Origin of the sequence: Pseudarthrobacter phenanthrenivorans, from assembly GCF_000813845.1 — a bacterium.
Taxonomy (GTDB): domain Bacteria; phylum Actinomycetota; class Actinomycetes; order Actinomycetales; family Micrococcaceae; genus Arthrobacter; species Arthrobacter phenanthrenivorans_B.
In genome coordinates this window covers 83,227-105,352 of the sequence record NZ_JWTB01000024.1, presented here as the reverse complement: position 1 = coordinate 105,352, position 22,126 = coordinate 83,227, and the positions used below count along the sequence as shown (strand labels likewise).

Below are 22,126 nucleotides of genomic sequence, written 5' to 3'. Positions count from 1 at the left end.
CGCTGCCGTGATCTTCCTCGACGCCGCCGCCACCACCCCCGTCCGCCGCGAAGTGCTGGACGCCATGTGGCCCTACCTCACGGGGTCTTTCGGAAACCCCTCCAGCCACCACACCCTCGGCGAAGCTGCCGCAGCCGCGCTGGCGGAGGCACGGGCGGCCGTGGCCGGCGTGCTCGGTTGCCGGCAGGGCGAAGTGGTGTTTACGGCAGGGGGAACGGAAGCGGACAACCTGGCCGTCAAGGGAATCGCCCTGGCCCGGCAGGCCGCCGACCCGCGGCTGGACCGCGTGGTGATCAGCGCGGTCGAACACCCAGCGGTGCAGGAATCCGCGCGCTACCTCGAACGCTTCCACGGCTTCACCGTGGACGTTGTCCCGGTGGATGGCACGGGCCGCGTCACGCCCGCGGCGTTGGCGGGGGTGCTCCGGCCGGAGACCGCGCTGGTGAGCATCATGTATGCCAACAACGAGGTGGGCACCGTCCAGCCCATCGCCGCGCTCGCTGAACTGGCCCACGCCCACGGAATTCCATTCCACACCGACGCCGTCCAGGCCGCCGGCTGGCTGCCCCTCGATTCCCGGGCGCTCGGCGTGGACGCGATGAGCATCTCCGGGCACAAGCTGGGGGCACCCAAAGGCTGTGGCCTGCTGTTCGTCCGGAGCCGCACCAGGCTGGAGCCGGTCATCCACGGCGGCGGACAGGAACGGGGCCGGCGGTCCGGAACGGAGAACGTGGCTGGTGCGGTTGGCCTGGCCACCGCCCTCAGGCTGGCCGGAGACCGCCAAAAAGAGCAGCGCGAACGGGTTGCCGCACTGCGTGACCGCTTCATCCACGAGGTCGTGGCCGGCGTTCCGGACGCCGTCCTGACCGGCCATCCCAGTGAACGGCTGCCGTCCGTGGCATCGTTCTGCTTCCCCGGCACCAGCGGCGAGTCCGTGCTCCTGGAGCTCGAACGGCGCGGCGTGGTCTGTTCCAGCGGCTCCGCCTGCGCCGCCGGCTCCGATGCGCCCTCGCCGGTGCTCACCGCCCTCGGGATACCCGCCGAGGTGGCGCAGACCGCGGTCCGCTTCAGTTTCGATTCCTCCGTGAGCCAGGAGGATTTGGACCATGCGGCCGCCGCCGTCAGGGCCGCCGTCGCCGGCGTCAGGAACCTGGGCGCGGGCCACGGCCGCTAGGCGGGTGGACGCCCCGATCAGCGGTGGCGGGCCCGGCGGAAGATCCAGTGCCGCAGCATGCTGAAGCGCACCGCGGTGGCCAGGAAGCCGGACAGCGTTGTGGCCAGGAGTTCGTCGCCCACCGTGGCGTCCGGATTGAACCAGTGCAGCACGCCCAGGCTGCTGCCGGTGATCACCAGGGCCACCGCGATCACCACCAGGCCGTTGAGGTGGTCACGCGTTCGGCGCTGCTGGCCCGCAATCTTGAATGTCAGCCGCCGGTTCAGGGCCGTGTTCAGCAGGGAGGTCAGGACCAGTGCCACCGCGTTCGCCAGCTGGGCGCCAAGCCACGGCCGCAGCAGCGCGTAGAGCCCCAGCGAGACCGCCGTGCAGATGACGCCGACGCCGGAGAAGCGCAGCAACTGCCGGATGACCGGAAAACGCAGGATCCCGCGGTAATGCCTGGTGGCGGGCAAGCGCCGGGCGGGGGACTCCTGGACCGGCGACTCCTGGATCGTGGGCGCTGCCGGCCCTTCCCTCACGCGGCGGCACCGGCGGCACGCTTAGTGCCGCGGGCAGGGGACAGTGACGGAAGGCGCAGGGGGCGTCTGGAAACAACCACCATGAATCAGCACAGCTCGCCCACGGGAATCTCCACCGCCAACCGGTTGGACGGCCCCGGGAGCGGGCACGCCCACGCGTCGTTGTAGGCACAGGAGGGGTTGTAGGCGAAGTTGAAGTCCAGGACGTACCGGGCGCCGGGGCCACTGCCGTTGACGCCATGGAAGGCGCCCTTGATGGTGTCCAGGAGGTAGCGGCCGGCGCCGTAGGTGCCACCCGGCTGCCCGGCCGTGGCGTCGCGGAACGGCACGAAGATGCCCCCGCCGTAGCCGTGGAGCTTCCACACGGCCAGCTGGCCCATTTCCGGCAGGTCGAAAGTTCCCAGCCGGACAAAGTGCACCACGCCGTCGGTGCCGGTCTCGACGCTCATCTCCCGGCCGGCGCCTTCCTTGGTCAGCGGCACGTGGAACCGGTAGATGGGATCGTAGTCGGCAGTCTTCAGCCCGGAGAACCGGGCCTTGTCCGCGGCAGTCAGCGCCGAGGCCGGATGCGTGCCGAACATGAGGTCGCGCTGGTGTCGCCAGTACGAGTGCGCCTCGGCCGGGCTGTCGGCGGAGATCCGGCGGACATTGTCGTAGAGGGCGAACGTGCGCAGCCGCCAGTCGACGATATCCAGGGCGGAGATGTCCGCGGGTTTGTCTTCTGCTGCGCCGAGCTGATCTTCCGCCATAGCCCCAGCCTAGTCGCAGGGCAGGGCAGCGAACGTTCGACGGCGACACGGCGGCGGGTGCGCGGGCGGAGGATGGCAGGGGACTGGCGGAGGGCGGTGGCGGCAGCGCAGGAAACACCGCCGTGCCGGCCGCCGGCGCGGGTGCGCCGCCGCTAGGCTGGCTCCCATGACAGGCACGCCGCGATCGTCCGTTCTTTCCACCATGTCACTGGTGGCTGCCGCAGTGCTGCTGGCGGGCTGCTCCGGGCCGCAACAGGCAGGCCCGGGGTGGACGGCCCAGCCGGCAACGTCGGGACCGGCGGCGTCCGGAACAGCGGCTGCCGGATCAGGGGCCTCGGGGACGGCATCGGCCGCTCCGGACGGGGTTGGCAGTTCCCAGGCTTCCGCCTCCGCGACGCCGGGGGAACCCCTGGCGGCGGCCACTGCCGCTTCCTGGAAGACCTTCTCGGACCCGGCAAAGACGGTCAGTTTCGACCTGCCGTCGGACTGGATCGCCCAATCGGTGGCGCCGGAGGAAGGGGTCCTTCCCGGCGGACTGAAGGTCGAGGTGAAGAAGCCCGACGGGACCTTCGTCGCCGCGCTCCGGACCGGGCTGCCGCCGTCGTCCCCTGACTGCCCGGACGACGCCCGGCATCCGTATACGGTGATCAGCAGCGTCCCGTTCGACCTGGCCGCCCAGGGCGGTGCCGGAACCATCCCGCCGCGGATGGTCTACCGGGTCATCCAGGGGTACCGCTACTTCGGGTCCTACGGCATCACCAACCTCGTCGGCGGCACGGACGGCCGGGCGTGCGAACTGCGCAACGTGGTCCGTGGTCCGGACGGCAAGGGGGACTACTCCTTCGGCGACCTGGTGGCCCTCAAGGCATTCGCGCCCGATGAAAAGGTGGCCCCCGCACAGGCCTTCGATACGCTCGCGCAGGCAGCCCAGTACGTCAACGACAGTTCCGACTTTGCCAACGTGCAGCGGATGCTAATGTCGCTGAAGGTCAAAAACTAGTCCCGCCGCCCGCACCCACCAGGTACCGGGGCGCGGACTTCCCGTCCGCCCCCAACACCCCCGGAGAGACATGGAACGCTCTGTTTCCGCACGCCTGGCTTTCAAAACCAGCGCCAACACCAAGGTGGCCATGGCCATCACCGTCGCGAGGAACAGCGGGTATTCGTCCTTCGCAGAATCCCTGTCCGTCCTGGCCGGCGGGGAAGAGGTCCGGCTCACGGAGATCTCCGACCATCATGGCGGACGCTTCCACTACATGGAGTTCGCCGAGCCCACGGACGTGACCGTGGACTATTCAGCCACCGTGTCCGGCCGCGGCATTCCGGAAGACGCCAGCCTGGCCGACCGGATCCGCTACGTAAGGCCCAGCCGCTACGCCGAATCGGACCGGCTGCTTCCCACGTCCTACGCCGAATTCGAGGGGGTCCAGGGGGCCGGCCTGGTGCACGCCGTCCGGGATTGGGTCAACGGGGAGCTCCGCTACATCAGCGGCTCGTCCCGCGGCACGGACGGTGCCGTGGAGACGCTCCTGAGCAGGCGCGGCGTCTGCCGGGACTTCGCCCACCTGGCCATCGCACTGCTCCGCTCCAAGGACATCCCCGCCCGCCTGGCGGCCGTCTACGCGCCCGGACTGAGCCCCATGGACTTCCACGCCGTGGCCGAGGCCTACGTGGAGGGCGCCTGGCACGTGATCGACCCCACCGGCCTCGCCCCGCGGGAATCGATGCTGCGGATCACCGCCGGCAGGGACTCCTCGGACACGGCCTTCCTCTCCACTGTGGGCGGCAGCCTGGCGTTGAACCAGCTGCGGGTCACCGCCGTGGTCAACGGGGACCTGCCCGCAGAGGATCCCTCCCGGCTGGTGCAGCTGGGCTGACCTGGTGCAGCTGGGCTGGCGGGGGAATACCCACCGGCCCTTCCCGGCCCGTCCCGCCTGCCCGTGAGGCGGCCCGGCCCCTTTCGCCCGGCCCGTTTCGCCTGCCCGGCCCATGCCGGGCCTAGCGGGGCAGCTGGCCCAGCGAATTCCGCAGCTTGTCCGTCAGGCGCATCAGTTCTTTTTGCTCGGCGGCGGTCAGTGCCGGGCCCACCAGCGCGGAAATGTCCCGGACATGCTCGCGGCCGATGTCCTTCTGCAGCTCCCGTCCTTCGTCCGTCAGCTTGAGCAGCACGCCGCGGCCGTCCTCGGGCGCCGGCATCCTGGCCACCAGTCCCCGCTTTTCCAGCCGTTCCACCAGCCGGCTCAGGCTGGACTGGCTCAACAGGACGTTGTCGTTAAGCTCGTTGAGCCGGAGCCAGCCGGACGGACACCGGCTGAGCGTGAACAGCACGTCGTACTCATTCAGCGCCAGCTTCCGGAACGCCGGCCCGGACTGCAGCCTCCGCATCACGGCGACCTGCGCCCTGAACAGCGATTCCCACGTTTCGGCAGCCAGCCGCACCGGCGATTCCGATCCCCCCGCAGCCACTACGCCTCCGACGTGGCTTTTTCGGCGTCCTGCGACGCCAGCAGGGCGGCGACGCGGCCCGCGTGGGTGGGCGGCTCGGGGACGTGCGCAGGCTTGAGGGCCGCGTATTCCTTGCGCAGCACCGGGAGCACTTCCTCGCCGAACAGGTCCAGCTGCTCCAGGACGGTCTTCAGCGGCAGTCCCGCGTGGTCGATGAGGAACAGCTGGCGCTGGTAGTCCCCAAAGTACTCGCGGAAGGTCAGCGTCTTTTCGATGACTTCCTGCGGGCTGCCCACCGTCAGCGGCGTCTGGGAGGTGAAGTCCTCCAGCGACGGGCCGTGGCCGTACACCGGGGCGTTGTCGAAGTACGGGCGGAATTCCTTGACCGCATCCTGGGAGTTCTTCCGCATGAAGAACTGGCCGCCGAGTCCAACGATCGCCTGGTCCGCCGTGCCGTGGCCGTAGTGCTCGTACCGTTCGCGGTAGAGGCCGATCAGCTGCTGGTAGTGCTCCTTGGGCCAGAAGATGTTGTTGGCGAAGAAGCCGTCACCGAAGTACGCGGCCACTTCCGCGATCTGCGGGGTGCGGATGGAGCCGTGCCACACGAAGGGCGCCACGCCGTCCAGCGGACGGGGCGTGGAGGTGAAGTTCTGCAGCGGGGTGCGGAACTTGCCGGACCAATTAACGGTGTCCTCATCCCACAGCTTGCGCAGGAGGCTGTAGTTTTCGATGGCTAGTTCCACCCCGTCCTGGATGTTCTTGCCGAACCACGGGTACACCGGGGCGGTGTTGCCGCGGCCCAGGACCAGGTCCACGCGGCCGTCGGCAAGGTGCTGGAGCATGGCGAAATCCTCGGCGATCTTCACGGGGTCGTTCGTGGTGATCAGCGTGGTGGCCGTGGAGAGGATGATCCGCTCGGTCTGCGCGGCGATGTAGGCAAGCGTGGTGGTGGGGGAGGAGGAGAAGAACGGCCGGTTGTGGTGCTCGCCCAGGGCGTAGACATCCATGCCGATTTCCTCGACCTTTTTCGCGATGGCCACCGAGGCCTTGATGCGTTCGTGCTCGGTGGGAGTGCGGCCCGTGGTGGGGTCCGTGGTGATATCGCTGACGCTGAAAACACCGATCTGCATGATGTGCCCTTCCGTAGCTGGACTTGCTGGCTTGGTTTAAGTCTAAACCAATTTAGATGCATTTGCATTTATTGCCTCCTGCAACGCCCTGCGGCGGGGATTATTCCCGTGCGGATTTCTTCCGGGCTTTAATGCACCGATGCCCGCACCGCGGGGTGCGGTACGGGCATCGGTCGGGTCACTCGGACTATTCAGCGCCGCCGGGCGCAGCGCGCCGGCCGCTGACCTTGGGCACCTGGCCGGTGGTCCAGTCGCGGAACTCGCCGTCCACGTCCGGGCCGGGGCCGAATTCGGGACGGGCCTTCAGGTCCCGGAGCAGTGCCTTCTTCTCGCGCCGTCCCTCGACAAGCCGGTACAGGACCGGGACCAGCACCAGGGTCAGCGCGGTGGATGACACCAGCCCGCCGATCACCACCACGGCCAGGGGCTGCGAAATGAAGCCGCCCCCGCCCGTGAGCCCCAGGGCCATCGGCGTCAGCGCGAAGACGGTGGCCAGGGCGGTCATCAGGATGGGACGCAGGCGCTGCCGTGCGCCGTTGGTGATTGCATCCGCCACGTTCATGCCGGGGTGCCCGTCGCGCGGCTGCCGGTACTGGTTGATCAGGTCAATCAGCACAATGGCATTGGTCACCACGATGCCCACCAGCATGAGCATGCCGATCAGCGACGGCAGCCCGAGCGGTACGCCGGTGACCACCAGCAGGGCCACGGCACCGGTCGCTGCGAACGGCACGGAGACCAGCAGGATCAGCGGCTGGATGAGGGACTTGAAGGTGGCCACCATGATCACGTACACGATCGCGATGGCCGCCAGCAGGGCAAGGCCAAGCTGGCGGAAGGATTCCGCCTGCTGGGTGGTGGCGCCGCCGATCTGGGCGGTGACCCCCGGCGGCAGCTGGACGTCCGCCAGGCGCTTTTGGACTTCGGTGTTCACGGCGCCCAGGTTGGAGCCCGACGGCGTGATGGACACTTTGGCGGTGCGCTCACCGTTGCTGGCGGTGACGGACACGGGGGCGTTCACAAGGTCCACCGAGGCTATGCTTCCCAGCGTCACGGGGCGGCCGCCAGCGGGCAGCGGGATGTTCCGGACGGCGTCGATGCTGGTGAACCGGGTGCCCTTGCCGATCCGCACGGGGAAATCATTGGTGTCGATCCGCACCGTGCCGGCGGGGATGGGGCTGATGGTTGACGCCAGGACCCCCGCCACCTGTTCCTCGTTCAGTCCCGCGGCCACGGCCTTGGCCCTGTCCACCTTGACCTGCACCACGGGCTGGCTGGCGGCAAGGTTGCTCGCCACTTCGCTGGTGCCCGGCACGCCGGTCATGGCCGCCACCATCGTGTCGCTGGCGGACTGCAGGTCCTCGCTGGTGGCTGCCTTCAGGGTGATGTCGACCGTGGAGGAGGTGCCGAAGCCGCCCTGCTGGGTGCCCACGGACACCTTGCCCGAGTCGGGCACGTTCGCCAGTTCCGACCTCACCGTGTCCTGGAGCTTCTCCTGGTTCGCCTTCTCGTCAGTGACCACGGTGAAGGTGGAGTTCGAGGAACCGGTGGAAGTGAGCGCCGCGAAGCCGGCCTGGGCGTTGCCGGAGGTGACCTGGACGTCCTTGATGCCATCGATTCCGCGGAGGACTTCCTCGAGGCGGATGGCGGCGGCGCTTGTGTCCGCAAGGCTGGTCCCGGGCGGGAGCACCTGCCGGACCGTGAGGCTGTTCTGTCCGGAATTGCCGAGCAGGTTCGTGGCGAGCAGGGGGGTCATGGCACCGGTGGCACCGAGGACCAGGACTGCTGCCAGCATGGTGATGACCGGATACTTCTGGGTGGACCGAAGGATGGGCAGGTAGCCGCGCTGCAGGCGGCTGCGCTGTTCGGCGTCGTGCGCCTTCGCCGTTGCCTCCGCGGCGGTCCGGCGGGCCTCAGCGGACCCCGCGGCCATTCCTGTCGGTGTTCCCTTGGGGTTCCTCAGGAACCAGTAGGCGAGTACCGGGACGATGGTCAGGGACACCAGCAGGGACGCCAGCAGTGCCATGGTCACGGTCAGGGCGAAGGGCCGGAACAGTTCCCCGGCGAGTTCGCCGACGAAGGCAATGGGCAGGAACACCGCCACCGTGGTCAAGGTCGAGGCGGTAATGGCGCCGGCCACTTCCCGGATGGCGGTGAGGATGGCGGCGGACTTTTCCTCGCCGTAGCTGAGGTGCCGCTTGATGTTCTCGATCACCACGATGGAGTCGTCCACCACGCGGCCGATGGCGATGGTCAGCGCGCCGAGCGTCAGGATGTTCAGCGAGTAGCCGGTGGCGGAGAGGCCAATGAAGGTGATCAGCAGGGACAGCGGAATGGACACTGCGGTGACCAGCGTGGACCGGGCGGACATCAGGAAGAGCAGGATGACGGCGACGGCGAAACCGAGGCCCAGCAGGCCTTCGGTGGTGAGGTCCTTGATGGACTTCTCGATGAAGGGTGCCTGGTCGAAGACCGGGGTGAACTTGGCATTGGAGCCCAGTTCAGTTTCCAGGTCCTTGAGCGAATCCCGCACCGCGTGCGAGATTCCCACCGTGTCGCCTTCGGGTTTCTTTGTCACCGACACCGCCAGCGTCTCAGCCCCGTTGGTACGGGTGATGGAGGTGCGTTCATCGTCCTTCAGGGACACGTCGGCCACAGAGCCAATGGTGGCGGCGTTTTTAGCGCCGGCCAGGGGCAGCGCCTTGATGGCGTCAAGGGAGTCCACGGGGCTGCCGATCTGCAGCGAAAGGGTCTTGCCCTGGTCCTCGAGCGTGCCCGCGGGGACCAGTGCCCCGTTGCTGGAGAGGGCGTCGCGGATGGCGGTGAGGCTGGTGCCGTTGGCCGCGACGGCGTCGGGACGCGGCAGGATCTCGATGTGCTGGGACGCGCCGCCGGTGACATCGGCGCTGCGGACGCCGTCGATCTTCTGCAGCCGGGGCACGCTCAGCCGCTGCAGGTCGGCGTTCAGTTCGCTGAGCGGCTTGTCCGACGAAACGGCGAGGAAGACGATGGGGAAGTCACTGATGCTTCCGGCGATGGCCTGCGGCTGCACATCGGCGGGCAGCGTCCGCTTGGCGTTGGAAATGGCCCGGTCGATCTGGTTCCGGGCCCGGTCCAGGTTGGAGCCGTAGGTGAACACCATGGTGATCTGGGAAACGCCCGTGCGCGACGTGGAGGAGGTGGATTCCAGCCCCTCCACGCCGTTCAGCGCCTTTTCCAGCGGACCGCTGACCTGCTTGTCCACCACTTCCGGTGACGCCCCCGGCATTGAGCTGAGCACCGTGATCTGCGGGAACTCAATCGAAGGGATGAGCTCCTGCTTCAGCGACGACATGGTGATCACGCCGAAGACCGAGGCGAAGACCGTGATCAGTGCGATCAGGGCCCGGTTCGCCAGGGAAAGATGGGCCAGCCGGAACATGGGTGGTCTCCTGGGGTCTAAGTGACTGGTACATGCCCTGGGGGTGCCAGCCGCTGGCCCCGCAGGGTCAGCGGCTGGCGGAAACGCTCTCCAGCTGGAGGGACTTGGCCGTGGCCCGTTCCAGCTCCGTGGCGAGCTCCGGATTCTCATCCAGCTTCACCCCGTAGCCGGGCATCATGTCCTTGAGCTTTGCCTGCCAGCCCTTGAAGTTCTTGGGGAACGTCTTCTGGAGGAGCTCGATCATGATGGGGACAGCGGTCGAGGCTCCGGGCGAGGCGCCCAGGAGCGCACCGATGGAGCCGTCGCGGCCGGCGATCACTTCGGTGCCGAACTGAAGGATGCCGCCCTTTTGCGGGTCTTTCTTGATGATCTGTACACGCTGGCCGGCCGTAATGAGTTCCCAGTCCCCGCCCTTTGCCTCGGGGTAGTACTCGCGAAGCGCCTCAACCTTCTGGTCGTGCTTCTTGACCACTTCCTTGACCAGGTAGGCCGTGAGGTCCATGTTGTCCTTGGCCACGGCCAGCATGGGAATGATGTTGCCCGGCCGGATGGACAGCGGCAGGTCCAGGTAGGAGCCGTTCTTGAGGAAGTTGGTGGAGAAGCCTGCGTAGGGGCCGAACAGGAGTGACCGTTTTCCGTCAACGTAGCGGGTGTCAAGGTGCGGGACGGACATGGGGGGAGCGCCCACGGACGCCTGGCCGTAGACCTTGGCGCTGTGCTGGGCGGCGATGGCCTCGTCCGTGCAGCGGAAGAACTGGCCGGAGACGGGGAACCCGCCGTAGCCCTTGCTTTCCGGAATGCCGGAGGCCTGCAGCAGGTGCAGGGCTCCGCCGCCGGCGCCGACGAAGACGAATTTGGCGTGGATCTTGCCGTGCTCGCCGGACTTGGGGTACTTCAGCGACAGGTCCCAGCCGCCGTCGGACGCCCGGGAAATGCCGGTGACGTCATGGCCGTAGTTGATCTCGACGCCGTTGTTCCCCATGTAGCTGATCAGCTCGCGGGTCAGGGCGCCGAAGTCGACGTCCGTGCCCTCGGCGGCGCGGGTGGCGGCGATGCGCTGCTTGGGGTCGCGGCCCTTGACGATCAAGGGGGCCCACTTGGCGATCTGCGCGTGGTCCTCGGAGTATTCCATGCTCCGGAACAGGGTGTGCGGCTTCAGTGCCTCGTAGCGGGTCTTCAGGAACCGTGTGTGGTCCTCGCCGATGACGAAGCTCATGTGCGGGACGGTGTTGATGAAGCCCTTGGGCGAACCGATCAGGTTGTTGTCCACCAGGTGGGACCAGAACTGGCGGGAGAGCTGGAACTGTTCGTTGATGAGCAGTGCCTTGGCGGGGTTGACCGAGCCGTCTTTGGCTGCGGGCGAGTAGTTGAGTTCGCAGAGGGCGGCGTGACCCGTTCCTGCGTTGTTCCACGGATCGGAACTTTCGAGTCCCGGCTGGTCCAGCCGTTCGAACAGCGAGATGGTCCAGTCCGGCTCCAGCTGCTTGAGGAATGCCCCCAGCGTGGCGCTCATGATGCCGCCGCCTATCAGGACAACGTCGGCGTGTGGGGTCTTGGAAATGAAGGTCACGATCAGTCTCCGATTGCAGCGGCTCTGGCTGTCACAGAATATCCCCGTGCAGCCCGCATACTGAAATTGGCCGGGCCCGTCAAGGCTTTAGCTGGACCTTCGTGAAAACTTCGTTTAAGACCGGCGACGCGGGGTAGTTCAGCACCCGGTCCGACAGCGCCAGCGCGGAGATGGGGAAGGCGATGGGAACGGCCGGCACGGTCGCGGCGATCTGGGAGTTGATGCTGTGATAAAGCTCATCCCGTTCCTTCCCGTCAGGCAGTCCACGCGCCCGGTTGATCTTCGAAAAGACCTGCGGATCCTGGTACCCGAACTCGCCGTTCTTCTGCCCGAACAAGGGGCCAACGAAGTTGTCCGCATCGGAGTAGGAACCGTTCCAGCCAAGGATGTGGAACGCGTGGTCGCCGGCGGACTGGACTTTCCGGAGGTAGCCGTCGGACCAGTCGACGGGCACGGGCCGGATGTTGAACCCGACGGCGGTGAGCTGGCGGCTGAGCTCGGCGTACACCTTCTCCGGTGTGGGCAGGTAAGGGCGGGTGACGTTCAAGGGGTAGTAGAACTTCAGTTCCTCGCCCGCGTAGCCGCCGTCCTTGAGGTAGTCCTTGGCCTTCAGCGGGTCGTGGCCAAGCTCCGGCGCGTCGTTGTTGAAGCCGCTGATCTTGGGTGGCACAAACTGCGTGGCCTTCGCCGTGTTGTCGATGAAGAATTTCCGGATCAGGGTGTCCTTGTCGATGGCAAGCTCCACCGCCTGCCGGATCTTCTGGTTCTGGAGGACGGGGATGTCCTGGTTCATGCCCAGGTACATCACCGAGAACGGGTCGCGCTGGACGATCTGCTTGCCGCGCTTGACCAGTTGGTCGAAATTTCCCACCGTTACGGCGTCGTAGCCGTCGAGGGTGCCGTCCAGCAGGGCCTGGAGCCGGGCCTGGGGGTGGTTGTAGGCCATGAAGTTGATGGTGGCGATCTGGCCGCGGTCACCCCAATACCTCTTATTGGTGGCCAGGGTGACACTGTCGCTGCCCCACGCCCCCATGGTGAAGGGGCCGGTGCCGACGGGGTTGGTGGCGAACGCGGACATCACCTGGCCGCCCCGGTTCTGGTCCAGGACATCCGCCTTGCCTGCGGTGAGGGCTGCAGGCGATGCCATGGCAAAGGCCGGCAGGGTCAGGGCCTGGAGGAACGCGGTGAAGCGCTGCGTGAGGTCGATCTGGACGGTGTCCGCCGCGACCGCCGTGCAGCTCTTGAAGATCGACAGCTCCGGCTCATCCGAATGCGCCTTGAAGACATCCTTGAAGGAGCTGCCCGGGGCCTGTTGGCGAAGCTCGGCAGGGAAGGCGAACCACCGGTTGAAGTTGACGCAGACGGCGTCGGCGTTGAACGGCGTGCCGTCCTGGAACGTCACCCCGGTGCGGAGCTTGAAGGTGTAGGTCCGTCCGTCGTTGGACTCGTTCCATTCGGTGGCCAGCAGCGGTGTGGGTTTGCCGGTGGTCTGGTCCACGCCCACCAGGCCTTCGAGGATCTGCCGGGTGATGCGCTGGGATTCCACGTCGTTGGACAGGGCCGGGTCCAGTCCCAGGGGCTGGGCGGCGGTGCCGAAATTGAACGTTGCGCCGGGTTCCGCCGGCGGCGAGCTGGGTGTCCCGGACGTGGGGGAGGGGGACGGCATGCCCGTGCATGAGGTCACGCCCAGAGCCATGAGGACGGCGCCGGCTTTGATGACCGTCCGCCGCGATGTACTGCTGGGCACTCGTTTATCACCTCTGGATGCTGCCGGTTCCGCCGCTTGCGGGCCGGGACCCAGTCTAGAGGACTGGGCCTGGAGCCGGTCCCAGGCAGGGCGTGACGCGCCAAGGCCGGGTCCGCTGGTTGCCAGCGGACCCGGCCTTATGGGGGGCCTGGAGGGTGCCTACCCGCGCATCGGTCCTACTTGGGCATCAGGACCGAGTCGACCAGGTAGACGGTCGCGTTCTTGGTCTTCACGCCGCCGCAGATGACGTTGGCGTTGTCCACCTTGAGGTTGTCGCCGCTGCCGGTGACGGTGACGGAGCCGCCCTCAACCGTTGCGTGGGTGCCGGCGATCTTGTCCGGGGTGATCTGGCCGGGCACTACGTGGTAGGTGAGGATCTTGCTCAGCAGGGCGTCGTCCGTCTTAAGCGTCTCGATGGTGGCGGCATCGATCTTCTTGAAGGCGTCGTCCACCGGTGCGAAGACGGTGAATTCGCCGCCGTTGAGCGTGTCCACCAGGTCGACCTTGGGGTTCAGCTTGCCCGAAACCGCGGCGGTGAGCGTGGTCAGGATGGGGTTGTTGGAGGCGGCGACGGCTACCGGATCGAGGGCCATGCCTTCAACCGATCCTGCGCCCGTGGGTACCTGCTGGGCGTAGGCGGCGCAGCCGGGGCCAACCAGGTTTGCTGCCGGATCCATGCTGGCTGCCGAGGAGCTTGCCGACGGCGAGGCCATGGCGGAGCTGGACGGGGAGGCCATGCTGGAGCTGGGGGAGGACGCCATCGGCGCCGACGACGCCGAGGAGCCGGAGGTGCTGCCGGATCCGCCACATGCCGTGAGGCTGAGCAGAGCGGCCGCTGCAACGCCTGCGACGGTGAAAGTGGTGCGCTTGAAGGTCTGCATTTCAGTTCTCCTAGGATTGTTCGTCCTGCCGCCCGGACGGTGTGTCCACGGCGTGCAGTCTGCCTTTCGGTAAGCACCTGCCCTTGGCTGGTGTCTCAATGGCTATTCGCCGGGTGGGCGGCGGTGGATGGGTGGATCCTGGGAGTTTTTCTATTCGGGGCAGAAATTGGTGGCAGGACGCCGGGTGGTTAACGCAGGAATCCCCCGGCCAAAGCCGGGGGATTCCGCTGTGCGCAAGGGGGGACTTGAACCCCCACGCCCGAAGGCACAGGAACCTAAATCCTGCGTGTCTGCCAATTTCACCACTCGCGCCCGGCATCCGGAGGCGTAGAACGTACGACGGCGGATGCCAGTGTCCATTGTAGCGTTGCCCCGGGACGGGCCCGGGCAGCCACGGCTGGGTCAGGCGTCCAGGTTGAGGTCCCTGCGAAGCTTGGCCACATGGCCCGTGGCCCGGACGTTGTATTGGGCCAGGGCGACGTTTCCGTCCGGGTCCACCACCACAGTGGAGCGGATCAGGCCCTCATATGTCTTGCCGTAGTTCTTCTTTTCGCCCCAAGCGCCGTAGGCCTCCGCCACTGCGTGGTCCGCGTCGGAAAGCAGGGGGAACGTCAGTTCCTCTTTGGCGGCGAATTTCGCGAGCTTCTCGACGGGGTCGGGGGAGATGCCCAGGACCTCGTAGCCGGCCGCCTGCAGGGAGGCGAGGCTGTCCCGGAAATCGCAGGCTTCCTTGGTGCAGCCGGGCGTGGCAGCCGCGGGGTAAAAGTAGACAATGGTGGAGCGGCCGGGGCGCGGGTCCAGGCTGACGGCTTTGCCGGTTGAGTCGGGCAAGGTGAAAGCGGGTGCCTTGTCACCGGTAACGAGTCTTTCGGCCATTGTTTTTCTCCTTGTTGCGGGCGGGACACAACAGCCTAGTAAGCAGGTGGACCGAGTGCTAATCGGCATTTGGCTATACTTGCTGCTATGCCTGATATGGATCACTGGCCCACAGGGCGCCTCCTGTCCACTGCTGCGCGCCTCGTAGAACACTCCTGGAATGAAAAACTCGGTGCCATCGGACTCACCCACGCCGGTGTTATCGCCATCGAGGTCCTTGCCGCGCAGGGACCCATGACCCAGGCCCAGCTGGCGCAATATGTCCGCGTCCAGGCCCAGACCATGGGCAAGACGCTGAGCCGGCTGGAGGCCCACGGCCACATCGCGCGTGTCCGCAGCACTTCCGACCGCCGAAGCCACGTGGTGTCGCTGACGGAACAGGGCAAGGAGGCAGTTGCCCAGGCAGTGGAGATGGAGCGTTCGGTGCTCGCATCGGCGTCGATCGATCCCGAACTGCTGCGCCAGGAACTCAAGGCCGTGGTCCGTGAGCTGGCGAGCCAGTTCTCCACTACTCCCGCCAACGCGGGCGCCCTGGTGGACAACGCAGCAAAGTAGCTGCCACTGAGTTTCAAGGAAAGCGCGGCCCCGGTTGATAAAACCGGGGCCGCGCTTCTTTGTGCCCCCGGCCCGCGGCGGCAGCCGCGGCACCGGACCCAGCACAAGGAAAACGAGGGAACAACAAAACAGCCGTGCATAACAAAACAGCCGTACACAACAAAACAGCCCCTGGTTTGTGTTTCCACAAACCAGGGGCTGTTTTCCCAGTGGTGCACCCCCCGGGACTTGAACCCGGAACCCATTGATTAAGAGTCAATTGCTCTGCCAATTGAGCTAGAGGTGCATCTTTTCGCTTCCATCCCCGGGCTTTTTCTTTCCCGTTGATCTCCGCAACGACATGAAACTCTACACGAACTTTTGGTGCAAGTGAAATCGGCGCCTCCTCCGGTGCCCGGCTCACGGCAGGGGCCGCAAAATCAGCGCAAAATCAGGGTTTTCGCCGTTGGTGAGCAGCCATAACCGGCCGTCGGGAGCGAGGATTACGTCGCGGATCCGCCCATACTGCCCTGTGAAATAGGCCACAGGGCTGCCGGCTTCCGTGCCGTTCAGCGGCACTGCCCACAGCCTTTCGCCGCGGAGGGCACCCAGGTAGGCCGTGTGCTCCCTAATCTCAAGGCCGCTGGGGGACGAGTCCCGGGTGGAGGGCCACACAAGTCTGGCGTCCTGGAACCCGGCACGGTGCGGCGCGCCGGTGACCTCCGGCCAGCCGTAGTTGGCCCCCGGCAGGATCAGGTTCAGTTCATCATCCACGTCCGGCCCGAATTCGCTGGCCCAGAGCCGGCCCGATTCGTCCCAGGCCAGGCCCTGGACATTGCGGTGTCCGAGGCTGTAGACGGCGTTGCCGAACGGGTTGCCCGGGGCCGGGGCGCCGCCGGGGGTGAGCCGGAGGATCTTGCCGCCCAAGGCGTTCGGGTCCTGTGGCTGCTCACGCCGCTGGGCGTCTCCGGTGCCCACGTACAGGAAACCATCAGGGCCAAAGCGGATCCGGCCGCCGTTGTGGGTTCCGGCTTTTGGTATCCCGGAGAACACCGTCTCAGGCCGGCCCAGCGCCGGCTGGCCGTCGCCGGTGCCGCCGAGGGTCAGCCGGACCACCCGGTTGTCGTCCTGCGCCGTCAGGTAGGCGTAAAGGTAGTGGTCCGCGCCAAAGTCTGGCGAGAGTGCCAGGCCCAACAAACCGCCCTCGCCGCCAGGCACTACCCCGGGGATCCTGCCGAGGGCCGTGGCCTTCCCGTTCCGGACAGCCTTGATCAGGGCGGTGTCCCGCTCCGAAATGACGGCGGTGCCGTCCGGAAGGAAGACCGCGGACCACGGCGTATCCAGCTGGAGGTCCAACCGCTCCTGTATTTCGATGGCGGGGCGGCCGACGGCGGTTCCCGGCGCAGTGCCCGGGGTGCCGCTGTCCGTGGCCGGCGCGGGAGGCATGGGAGGTCCGGTGCAGGCGGCCAGGGCAAGGCAGAGGCAGGACATGGAACAGGACAAGAGAAGAAGGTGCGGCTGCACCAGAAGCCGGGCCAACAGGCGCTGGGCGATCCGGAACGCGCCGGTCAGCCGGCGGGGAAAGCAGGAAAGGCCCGCCGCAATGCGGCGGGCCTTTCTCCTAGTAGAGCCGTTTGCGCCGGGGAGCCCGGAAGCCGGCAGCCTCTGCATGGGCAGCTGACTCGAACCAGACTTCCGCCCTGGTCTGCTCATAGTCGGGATGTCCTTCTTCGTAATAGACCATTTCGGAAGCATTGCCCTTCACGGTGTAGTCCGCAGGACCGCTGCCGTCCGGGCCGGGAGCGGCGGAGCCGGCGCCATACGGCTCGTCGGCAGCGAGGTGCCCGGCAGGCGATGTGGCGGTGAGGCCATCTCCCTGCCCGGATGGCTCGCTATGGTCCGCCCCGTTCTCCACCAGCGCGGAGGACTGTGTCCGGTCCAGCGTTTCAGCTTCCGCGGCACCGCCCTGGATGCCGTGGGATACCTGTGGCGCCCGTTCCTGTGGCGCCGGTTCCTGTGGGGTGGTGGATACCGCCGGTTCCTGTGGGGTGGTGGATACCGGCGTCTCCGCCTGGTGCCCGGAGGCCGGTCCGCCGGCCTGCTCCGCGGCTGCCCCGCCGTCGTCGTCGGCGCTTTCAACTGCCGCGGACTCGGCGCCGGGGAGCGTGGGGGCATGGGGTGCGGTGTATTCGTCATGGTGGACGGGATGAGCCGCCGGCTGCGTTTCCTGTTCCGTTGAGGCTGTCGCCCGGGGCTCCGCTTCATCACGGGCAGCCGAGCCGGGCGCTGCCGGGGCAGCGTCTGCGTTACCCGTCGCAGAGGATCCGGAGCGGGGGCCGCTGCCGGCCTCGGACCACTGGGTCTCCCACTCAGCCTGGTCCTCGGCCCGGGCCTGCTCCGCCTGGTCCTGGCCGGGGCCTTCGCCTGTGTCCGGGTCGGAGGCCAGGTGTTCCACCCGGCCGGTGCTGCTGCCGGAAGACGCTGCCGCCGGCCGGGATGAAGCCGACGAGTCGAGGGGTTCCTCCGCCGTGGCCGGCGCGGCAGGCTCGGCAGGCCGGCCAAAGCCCGCTGCCGTGGGAATGCCCGTGGTGCCCGCGGCAGCGGCGGATGCCGCGGCACTGCCGCCTTCCAGGGCTCCGTCTCTGCGGGGCCTGTCGCTGCGGGTGCGGTCTGCCGGCGCGTCCGGGGTACCGGCTGACTTATTGCGGTTGAGCAGCCACCAAATGACGGCGGCAATGGCTACTACGAGAATGATCCAGAAAACAATGTCCATGGCAAGCCCTTCGATCCAGATGGCCGGGTGTCCTGTCCCCGACGCTACGTGGGGTCACCACCGCTGTCCAGAGACGCCGTGCAGAGACGCTGTGCAGAGACGCTGTGCAGAGACGGCGCAGGTGGCGGGGTGAGGGCCCTTCATGGAGGGGGCGCCGGAGAGGCGGTGCGGGCGGAAGCGTTCCGGATGGTGGACTGCCGGTTCCCCGGCCGGTTCCGCCGCATCGGGCCCGCTCCGGGATTTCACGGTCGTTTTCGCGGGCGCCGGAGCCCTAGACTTTCCCCATGAGCGACGCCCAGACCGAAACTGCGACCAAGCCCGACATCAAACCCCGCAGCCGGGTGGTGACCGACGGCATCCACGCGGCCCCCGCCCGCGGCATGTTCAGGGCTGTGGGCATGGGGGACGACGACTTCGCCAAGCCCCAGGTGGGTGTGGCCAGCTCGTGGAACGAAATCACCCCCTGCAACCTCTCGCTGAACCGGCTCGCCCAGGGCGCCAAGGAAGGCGTCCACGCCGGCGGCGGCTTCCCCATGCAGTTCGGCACCATCTCCGTCTCCGACGGCATCTCCATGGGGCACGAGGGCATGCACTTCTCGCTGGTGTCCCGCGAGGTCATCGCCGACTCCGTGGAAACCGTCATGCAGGCCGAGCGGATCGACGGCTCCGTTTTGCTGGCCGGTTGCGACAAGTCCCTCCCCGGCATGCTCATGGCTGCTGCCCGCCTGGACCTCGCCTCGGTCTTCCTCTACGCCGGCTCCATCATGCCGGGCTGGGTCAAGCTCGAGGACGGCTCCGAGAAGGAAGTCACGCTGATCGATGCCTTCGAAGCGGTGGGCGCCTGCGCGGCCGGCAAGATGAGCATGGAGGACCTTACCCGCATCGAAAAAGCCATCTGCCCCGGCGAAGGGGCCTGCGGCGGCATGTACACGGCCAACACCATGGCCTGCGTCGGCGAGGCCCTGGGCATGTCACTCCCCGGATCCGCCGCCCCTCCCTCGGCAGACCGCCGTCGTGACGAATTCGCCCGCAAGTCCGGCGAGGCGGTGGTCAACCTCCTGCGCCAGGGAATCACCGCCCGCGACATCATGACCCGGGAGGCCTTCGAGAACGCCATCGCCGTCACCATGGCATTCGGCGGTTCCACCAATGCCGTCCTGCACCTGCTGGCCATCGCCCGCGAGGCAGAGGTCGAACTGACACTGGACGACTTCAACCGCATCGGCGACAGGATCCCGCACCTGGGCGACCTCAAGCCGTTCGGGCGCTACGTCATGACCGACGTCGACCGGATCGGCGGCGTGCCCGTCATCATGAAGGCGCTGCTGGACGCCGGGCTGCTGCACGGCGACTGCCTCACCGTCACGGGCAAGACCGTCGCGGAGAACCTCGCGGCCATCAACCCGCCCGACGTGGACGGCAAGATCCTGCGCGCGCTGGACAACCCCATCCACAAGACCGGCGGCATCACCATCCTGCACGGCTCGATGGCTCCGGAAGGCGCCGTCGTGAAAAGTGCCGGCTTCGACGCCGACGTCTTCGAGGGCACCGCCCGCGTCTTCGAGCGCGAGCAGGGCGCCCTGGACGCCCTGGACAAGGGGGAGATCAAGGCCGGCGACGTCGTCGTCATCCGCTACGAAGGTCCCAAGGGCGGACCGGGCATGCGCGAAATGCTCGCCATCACCGGCGCCATCAAGGGCGCGGGACTCGGCAAGGATGTCCTGCTCCTCACCGACGGCCGCTTCTCCGGCGGCACCACCGGCCTGTGCATCGGCCACGTGGCACCGGAAGCGGTCGACGGCGGCCCCATCGCCTTCGTGAAGGACGGCGACCGGATCCGCGTGGACATTGCCGCGCGCACCTTTGACCTGCTGGTTGACGACGCCGAACTCGAAGCCCGCAAGGTGGGCTGGGAGCCGCTGCCGGCCCGCTACACCAAGGGCGTGCTGGCCAAGTACGCCAAGCTGGTCCACAGCGCCAGCCAAGGCGCCTACACCGGCGTGTGATCCCTTCCCAACCGATGCGGCGGGGCCGCCGCATCGGCTGGGGCGCTCTGGATCCCACGTATTGAGCCAACCCGCCTTTTGCGGTCGGCTAGAGTAAGGCTGGAGGGGTGGATCCCGTCCAGGGATCACAACGTGGACTCCTCTGTCCACATGGTGAGATTGGGTGGTCGCTCGTTGACACCCGTCTTGCCAAGAGGGAAAACTGAACGCATGACTTTCGTTACCGCCGGCACCGTCGTCGTCCTTACCAAGCGCGTGGCACATTAGCCTCCACTGGTAACGAACCGTCACGCGCGAACCCCTCACAGAGCCACCAGGCTGAGGGGTTTTTTTATTTCCTCCGCTTTAACCAGTTCAACAACCAACAGAAGATCCACAAGGAAGAGTCCGATGAGCAAAGGATCGCCCATCAGCCCCTCGCTGATGGCCACCAAGTCCGCTGGAGCCGCCAAGGCTCCGGAACGCGCCGACCGGACGGCTGACCATGCCGCCGTCGTCGCCGACCTTGCTGCCGTCTCTCCTGTCCTTGGGCCGAACAACGTCGTACCCCCGACGGTGATGACCGGCTCGCAAGCAATCGTCCGCTCGCTCGAAGAACTCGGCGTCGACGACATTTTCGGTTTGCCCGGTGGCGCGATCCTGCCCACCTACGACCCCTTGATGGCCTCCACCATGAACCACGTGCTGGTCCGTCACGAACAGGGAGCCGGCCACGCCGCGCAAGGCTACGCCATGGTCACGGGGCGGGTGGGCGTCTGTATCGCCACCTCCGGCCCCGGCGCCACCAACCTCGTCACCGCCATCATGGATGCCCACATGGACTCCGTGCCCCTGGTGGCCATCACCGGCCAGGTCTCCAGCGGGGTCATCGGCACCGATGCCTTCCAGGAAGCGGACATCGTGGGCATCACCATGCCCATCACCAAGCACTCCTTCCTGGTGACCGACCCCAACGACATTCCGCATGTCATGGCTGAAGCCTTCCACCTGGCCTCCACCGGCCGCCCCGGCCCGGTGCTGGTGGACGTCGCGAAAGACGCCCAGGTGGGCCAGATGACGTTTTCCTGGCCGCCGAAGATCGACCTGCCCGGCTACCGTCCCGTCACCCGGGGCCACAACAAGCAGGTGCGGGAGGCGGCCAAGCTGATTGCGGCCTCCACCAGGCCCGTCCTTTACGTTGGCGGCGGTGTGGTCAAGGCGCATGCTTCCGCCGAACTGCGTGCCCTCGCCGAAGCGACCGGCGCACCTGTCGTGACCACCCTGATGGCCAAGGGCGCCTTCCCGGACTCGCACCCACAGCACGTCGGCATGCCCGGCATGCACGGCAGCGTTTCCGCCGTGACCGCCCTGCAGCAGTCAGACCTCCTGATCACGCTCGGTGCCCGCTTCGATGACCGCGTCACCGGCGTCCTGAAGACCTTCGCGCCCAACGCCAAGGTGATCCACGCCGACATCGATCCCGCGGAAATCTCCAAGAACCGCACCGCGGACGTGCCCATCGTCGGTTCCGTAAAGGAAATCATCCCGGAACTGACCGAGGCAGTGCGCAGCCAGTTCGAGGCGTCCGGCACCCCGGACCTGACCACCTGGTGGGCCTTCCTGAACAACCTCAAGGAAACCTACCCGCTGGGCTGGACCGAACCCGACGACGGCCTGATCGCCCCGCAGAAGGTCATCAAGCGCATCGGTGAACTGACCGGACCCGAAGGCGTCTACGTGGCCGGCGTGGGCCAGCACCAGATGTGGGCTGCCCAGTTCATCAAGTACGAGCGCCCGCACGCCTGGCTGAACTCCGGCGGCGCCGGCACCATGGGCTACGCCGTCCCGGCGGCCATGGGCGCCAAGGTGGGGGAGCCGGACCGCGTGGTCTGGGCCATCGACGGCGACGGCTGCTTCCAGATGACCAACCAGGAACTGGCCACCTGCGCCATCAACAACATTCCCATCAAGGTGGCTGTCATCAACAACTCCTCGCTGGGCATGGTGCGGCAGTGGCAGACCCTCTTCTACGAGGGCCGCTACTCGAACACCGACCTCAACACCGGCCACGACACCGTCCGCATCCCGGACTTCGTCAAGCTGGGCGAGGCCTACGGCTGCGCCTCGTTCCGTGTTGAACGCGAAGAGGACATCGACGCCACCATCCAGAAGGCCCTCGAAATCAACGACCGCCCCGTGGTCATCGACTTCGTGGTGAGCCCCAACTCCATGGTGTGGCCAATGGTGCCCGCCGGCGTGAGCAACGACCAGATCCAGGTTGCCCGCAACATGACCCCGGAATGGGAAGAGGAAGACTGAG

General features: G+C 67.1%; 17 protein-coding genes and 2 tRNA genes. 6 read left to right on the top strand and 13 right to left on the bottom strand.

The annotated features are described in order from the left end of the window. Positions 1 to 7: 7 nt before the first annotated feature. Positions 8 to 1,174: a cysteine desulfurase family protein gene (locus tag RM50_RS13045; RefSeq protein ID WP_043453308.1), complete on the top strand. Its 1,167-nt coding sequence runs from the start codon at positions 8 to 10 to the stop codon at positions 1,172 to 1,174. 17 nt (positions 1,175 to 1,191) lie between these two features. Here RM50_RS13045 and RM50_RS13040 read toward each other — a convergent pair whose 3' ends face one another. Both RM50_RS13040 and RM50_RS13035 read right to left on the bottom strand, forming a co-directional pair. Next, positions 1,192 to 1,695 carry a GtrA family protein gene (locus RM50_RS13040; protein WP_043453306.1) on the bottom strand — a complete coding sequence of 168 codons (504 nt, stop codon included), beginning with the start codon at positions 1,693 to 1,695 and terminating at the stop codon, positions 1,192 to 1,194. An 86-nt stretch (positions 1,696 to 1,781) separates the two neighbouring features. Then, positions 1,782 to 2,444, bottom strand: a complete 663-nt coding sequence (locus RM50_RS13035) for a DUF1684 domain-containing protein (RefSeq protein ID WP_043453304.1) — start codon at positions 2,442 to 2,444, stop codon at positions 1,782 to 1,784. A gap of 166 nt (positions 2,445 to 2,610) precedes the next feature. On the opposite strand from RM50_RS13035, the gene RM50_RS13030 reads away from it, so the two are divergent. Both RM50_RS13030 and RM50_RS13025 read left to right on the top strand, forming a co-directional pair. After that, complete coding sequence (locus RM50_RS13030) at positions 2,611 to 3,444, top strand: hypothetical protein (protein ID WP_240471956.1); 834 nt, start codon at positions 2,611 to 2,613, stop codon at positions 3,442 to 3,444. Between the two features lie 70 nt (positions 3,445 to 3,514). Further along, positions 3,515 to 4,321 carry a transglutaminase-like domain-containing protein gene (locus RM50_RS13025; RefSeq protein WP_043453300.1) on the top strand — a complete coding sequence of 269 codons (807 nt, stop codon included), beginning with the start codon at positions 3,515 to 3,517 and terminating at the stop codon, positions 4,319 to 4,321. Positions 4,322 to 4,442: 121 nt separating this feature from the next. Here the strand turns inward: RM50_RS13025 and RM50_RS13020 are convergent, their stop codons facing one another. From RM50_RS13020 to bcp, 8 genes are all read right to left on the bottom strand, one after another. Then, complete coding sequence (locus RM50_RS13020) at positions 4,443 to 4,910, bottom strand: MarR family winged helix-turn-helix transcriptional regulator (protein WP_043453297.1); 468 nt, start codon at positions 4,908 to 4,910, stop codon at positions 4,443 to 4,445. Next, complete coding sequence (locus RM50_RS13015; protein ID WP_043453294.1) at positions 4,910 to 6,019, bottom strand: LLM class flavin-dependent oxidoreductase; 1,110 nt, start codon at positions 6,017 to 6,019, stop codon at positions 4,910 to 4,912. The genes RM50_RS13020 and RM50_RS13015 overlap by 1 nt, the downstream gene beginning before the upstream one ends. Before the next feature lie 187 nt (positions 6,020 to 6,206). Beyond that, complete coding sequence (locus RM50_RS13010; RefSeq protein WP_043453292.1) at positions 6,207 to 9,440, bottom strand: efflux RND transporter permease subunit; 3,234 nt, start codon at positions 9,438 to 9,440, stop codon at positions 6,207 to 6,209. A gap of 67 nt (positions 9,441 to 9,507) precedes the next feature. Continuing rightward, positions 9,508 to 11,010 carry a malate:quinone oxidoreductase gene (locus tag RM50_RS13005; RefSeq protein ID WP_043453290.1) on the bottom strand — a complete coding sequence of 501 codons (1,503 nt, stop codon included), beginning with the start codon at positions 11,008 to 11,010 and terminating at the stop codon, positions 9,508 to 9,510. Between the two features lie 79 nt (positions 11,011 to 11,089). Next, positions 11,090 to 12,757 (bottom strand): ABC transporter substrate-binding protein, encoded by a 1,668-nt coding sequence (locus RM50_RS13000; protein WP_240471955.1) that lies wholly within the window; start codon positions 12,755 to 12,757, stop codon positions 11,090 to 11,092. Positions 12,758 to 12,933: 176 nt separating this feature from the next. Further along, on the bottom strand, positions 12,934 to 13,638 hold the full coding sequence (locus RM50_RS12995; protein WP_043453287.1) for a fasciclin domain-containing protein: 705 nt from the start codon (positions 13,636 to 13,638) through the stop codon (positions 12,934 to 12,936). A 230-nt stretch (positions 13,639 to 13,868) separates the two neighbouring features. Beyond that, positions 13,869 to 13,950 (bottom strand) — tRNA-Leu (locus tag RM50_RS12990). A 90-nt stretch (positions 13,951 to 14,040) separates the two neighbouring features. After that, the gene (gene bcp / locus RM50_RS12985; protein WP_043453285.1) at positions 14,041 to 14,514 is read right to left on the bottom strand and encodes a thioredoxin-dependent thiol peroxidase; all 474 of its coding nucleotides are present in this window, start codon (positions 14,512 to 14,514) and stop codon (positions 14,041 to 14,043) included. Between the two features lie 96 nt (positions 14,515 to 14,610). Between bcp and RM50_RS12980 the strand changes: the two genes are divergently transcribed. Next, the gene (locus tag RM50_RS12980; RefSeq protein ID WP_043453283.1) at positions 14,611 to 15,069 is read left to right on the top strand and encodes a MarR family winged helix-turn-helix transcriptional regulator; all 459 of its coding nucleotides are present in this window, start codon (positions 14,611 to 14,613) and stop codon (positions 15,067 to 15,069) included. A gap of 210 nt (positions 15,070 to 15,279) precedes the next feature. On the opposite strand, the gene RM50_RS12975 is transcribed toward RM50_RS12980, so the two are convergent. From RM50_RS12975 to RM50_RS20705, 3 genes are all read right to left on the bottom strand, one after another. Beyond that, positions 15,280 to 15,355: transfer RNA gene (locus RM50_RS12975), tRNA-Lys, on the bottom strand. A 113-nt stretch (positions 15,356 to 15,468) separates the two neighbouring features. Beyond that, positions 15,469 to 16,539, bottom strand: a complete 1,071-nt coding sequence (locus tag RM50_RS12970; RefSeq protein ID WP_052260213.1) for a PQQ-dependent sugar dehydrogenase — start codon at positions 16,537 to 16,539, stop codon at positions 15,469 to 15,471. Positions 16,540 to 16,669: 130 nt separating this feature from the next. Then, positions 16,670 to 17,821: a hypothetical protein gene (locus RM50_RS20705; RefSeq protein WP_043453281.1), complete on the bottom strand. Its 1,152-nt coding sequence runs from the start codon at positions 17,819 to 17,821 to the stop codon at positions 16,670 to 16,672. 284 nt (positions 17,822 to 18,105) lie between these two features. Between RM50_RS20705 and ilvD the strand changes: the two genes are divergently transcribed. Continuing rightward, entirely contained in the window at positions 18,106 to 19,827 is a 1,722-nt protein-coding gene (gene ilvD, locus RM50_RS12960) for a dihydroxy-acid dehydratase (protein WP_043453279.1), read from the top strand. A 390-nt stretch (positions 19,828 to 20,217) separates the two neighbouring features. Continuing rightward, positions 20,218 to 22,125 carry an acetolactate synthase large subunit gene (locus tag RM50_RS12955; protein ID WP_043453277.1) on the top strand — a complete coding sequence of 636 codons (1,908 nt, stop codon included), beginning with the start codon at positions 20,218 to 20,220 and terminating at the stop codon, positions 22,123 to 22,125. Position 22,126: the final 1 nt, after the last annotated feature.

Excerpts from the sequence above, each read along its gene's own strand:
- RM50_RS13035 (WP_043453304.1), bottom strand. The coding sequence starts at position 2,444 with ATGGCGGAAGATCAGCTCGGCGCAGCAGAAGACAAACCCGCGGACATC.
- RM50_RS13030 (WP_240471956.1), top strand. The coding sequence starts at position 2,611 with ATGACAGGCACGCCGCGATCGTCCGTTCTTTCCACCATGTCACTGGTG.
- RM50_RS13025 (WP_043453300.1), top strand. The coding sequence starts at position 3,515 with ATGGAACGCTCTGTTTCCGCACGCCTGGCTTTCAAAACCAGCGCCAAC.
- RM50_RS13015 (WP_043453294.1), bottom strand. The coding sequence starts at position 6,019 with ATGCAGATCGGTGTTTTCAGCGTCAGCGATATCACCACGGACCCCACC.
- RM50_RS13010 (WP_043453292.1), bottom strand. The coding sequence starts at position 9,440 with ATGTTCCGGCTGGCCCATCTTTCCCTGGCGAACCGGGCCCTGATCGCA.
- RM50_RS12995 (WP_043453287.1), bottom strand. The coding sequence starts at position 13,638 with ATGCAGACCTTCAAGCGCACCACTTTCACCGTCGCAGGCGTTGCAGCG.
- bcp (WP_043453285.1), bottom strand. The coding sequence starts at position 14,514 with ATGGCCGAAAGACTCGTTACCGGTGACAAGGCACCCGCTTTCACCTTG.
- RM50_RS12980 (WP_043453283.1), top strand. The coding sequence starts at position 14,611 with ATGGATCACTGGCCCACAGGGCGCCTCCTGTCCACTGCTGCGCGCCTC.
- RM50_RS12970 (WP_052260213.1), bottom strand. The coding sequence starts at position 16,539 with ATGTCCTGCCTCTGCCTTGCCCTGGCCGCCTGCACCGGACCTCCCATG.
- RM50_RS20705 (WP_043453281.1), bottom strand. The coding sequence starts at position 17,821 with ATGGACATTGTTTTCTGGATCATTCTCGTAGTAGCCATTGCCGCCGTC.
- ilvD (WP_043453279.1), top strand. The coding sequence starts at position 18,106 with ATGAGCGACGCCCAGACCGAAACTGCGACCAAGCCCGACATCAAACCC.
- RM50_RS12955 (WP_043453277.1), top strand. The coding sequence starts at position 20,218 with ATGAGCAAAGGATCGCCCATCAGCCCCTCGCTGATGGCCACCAAGTCC.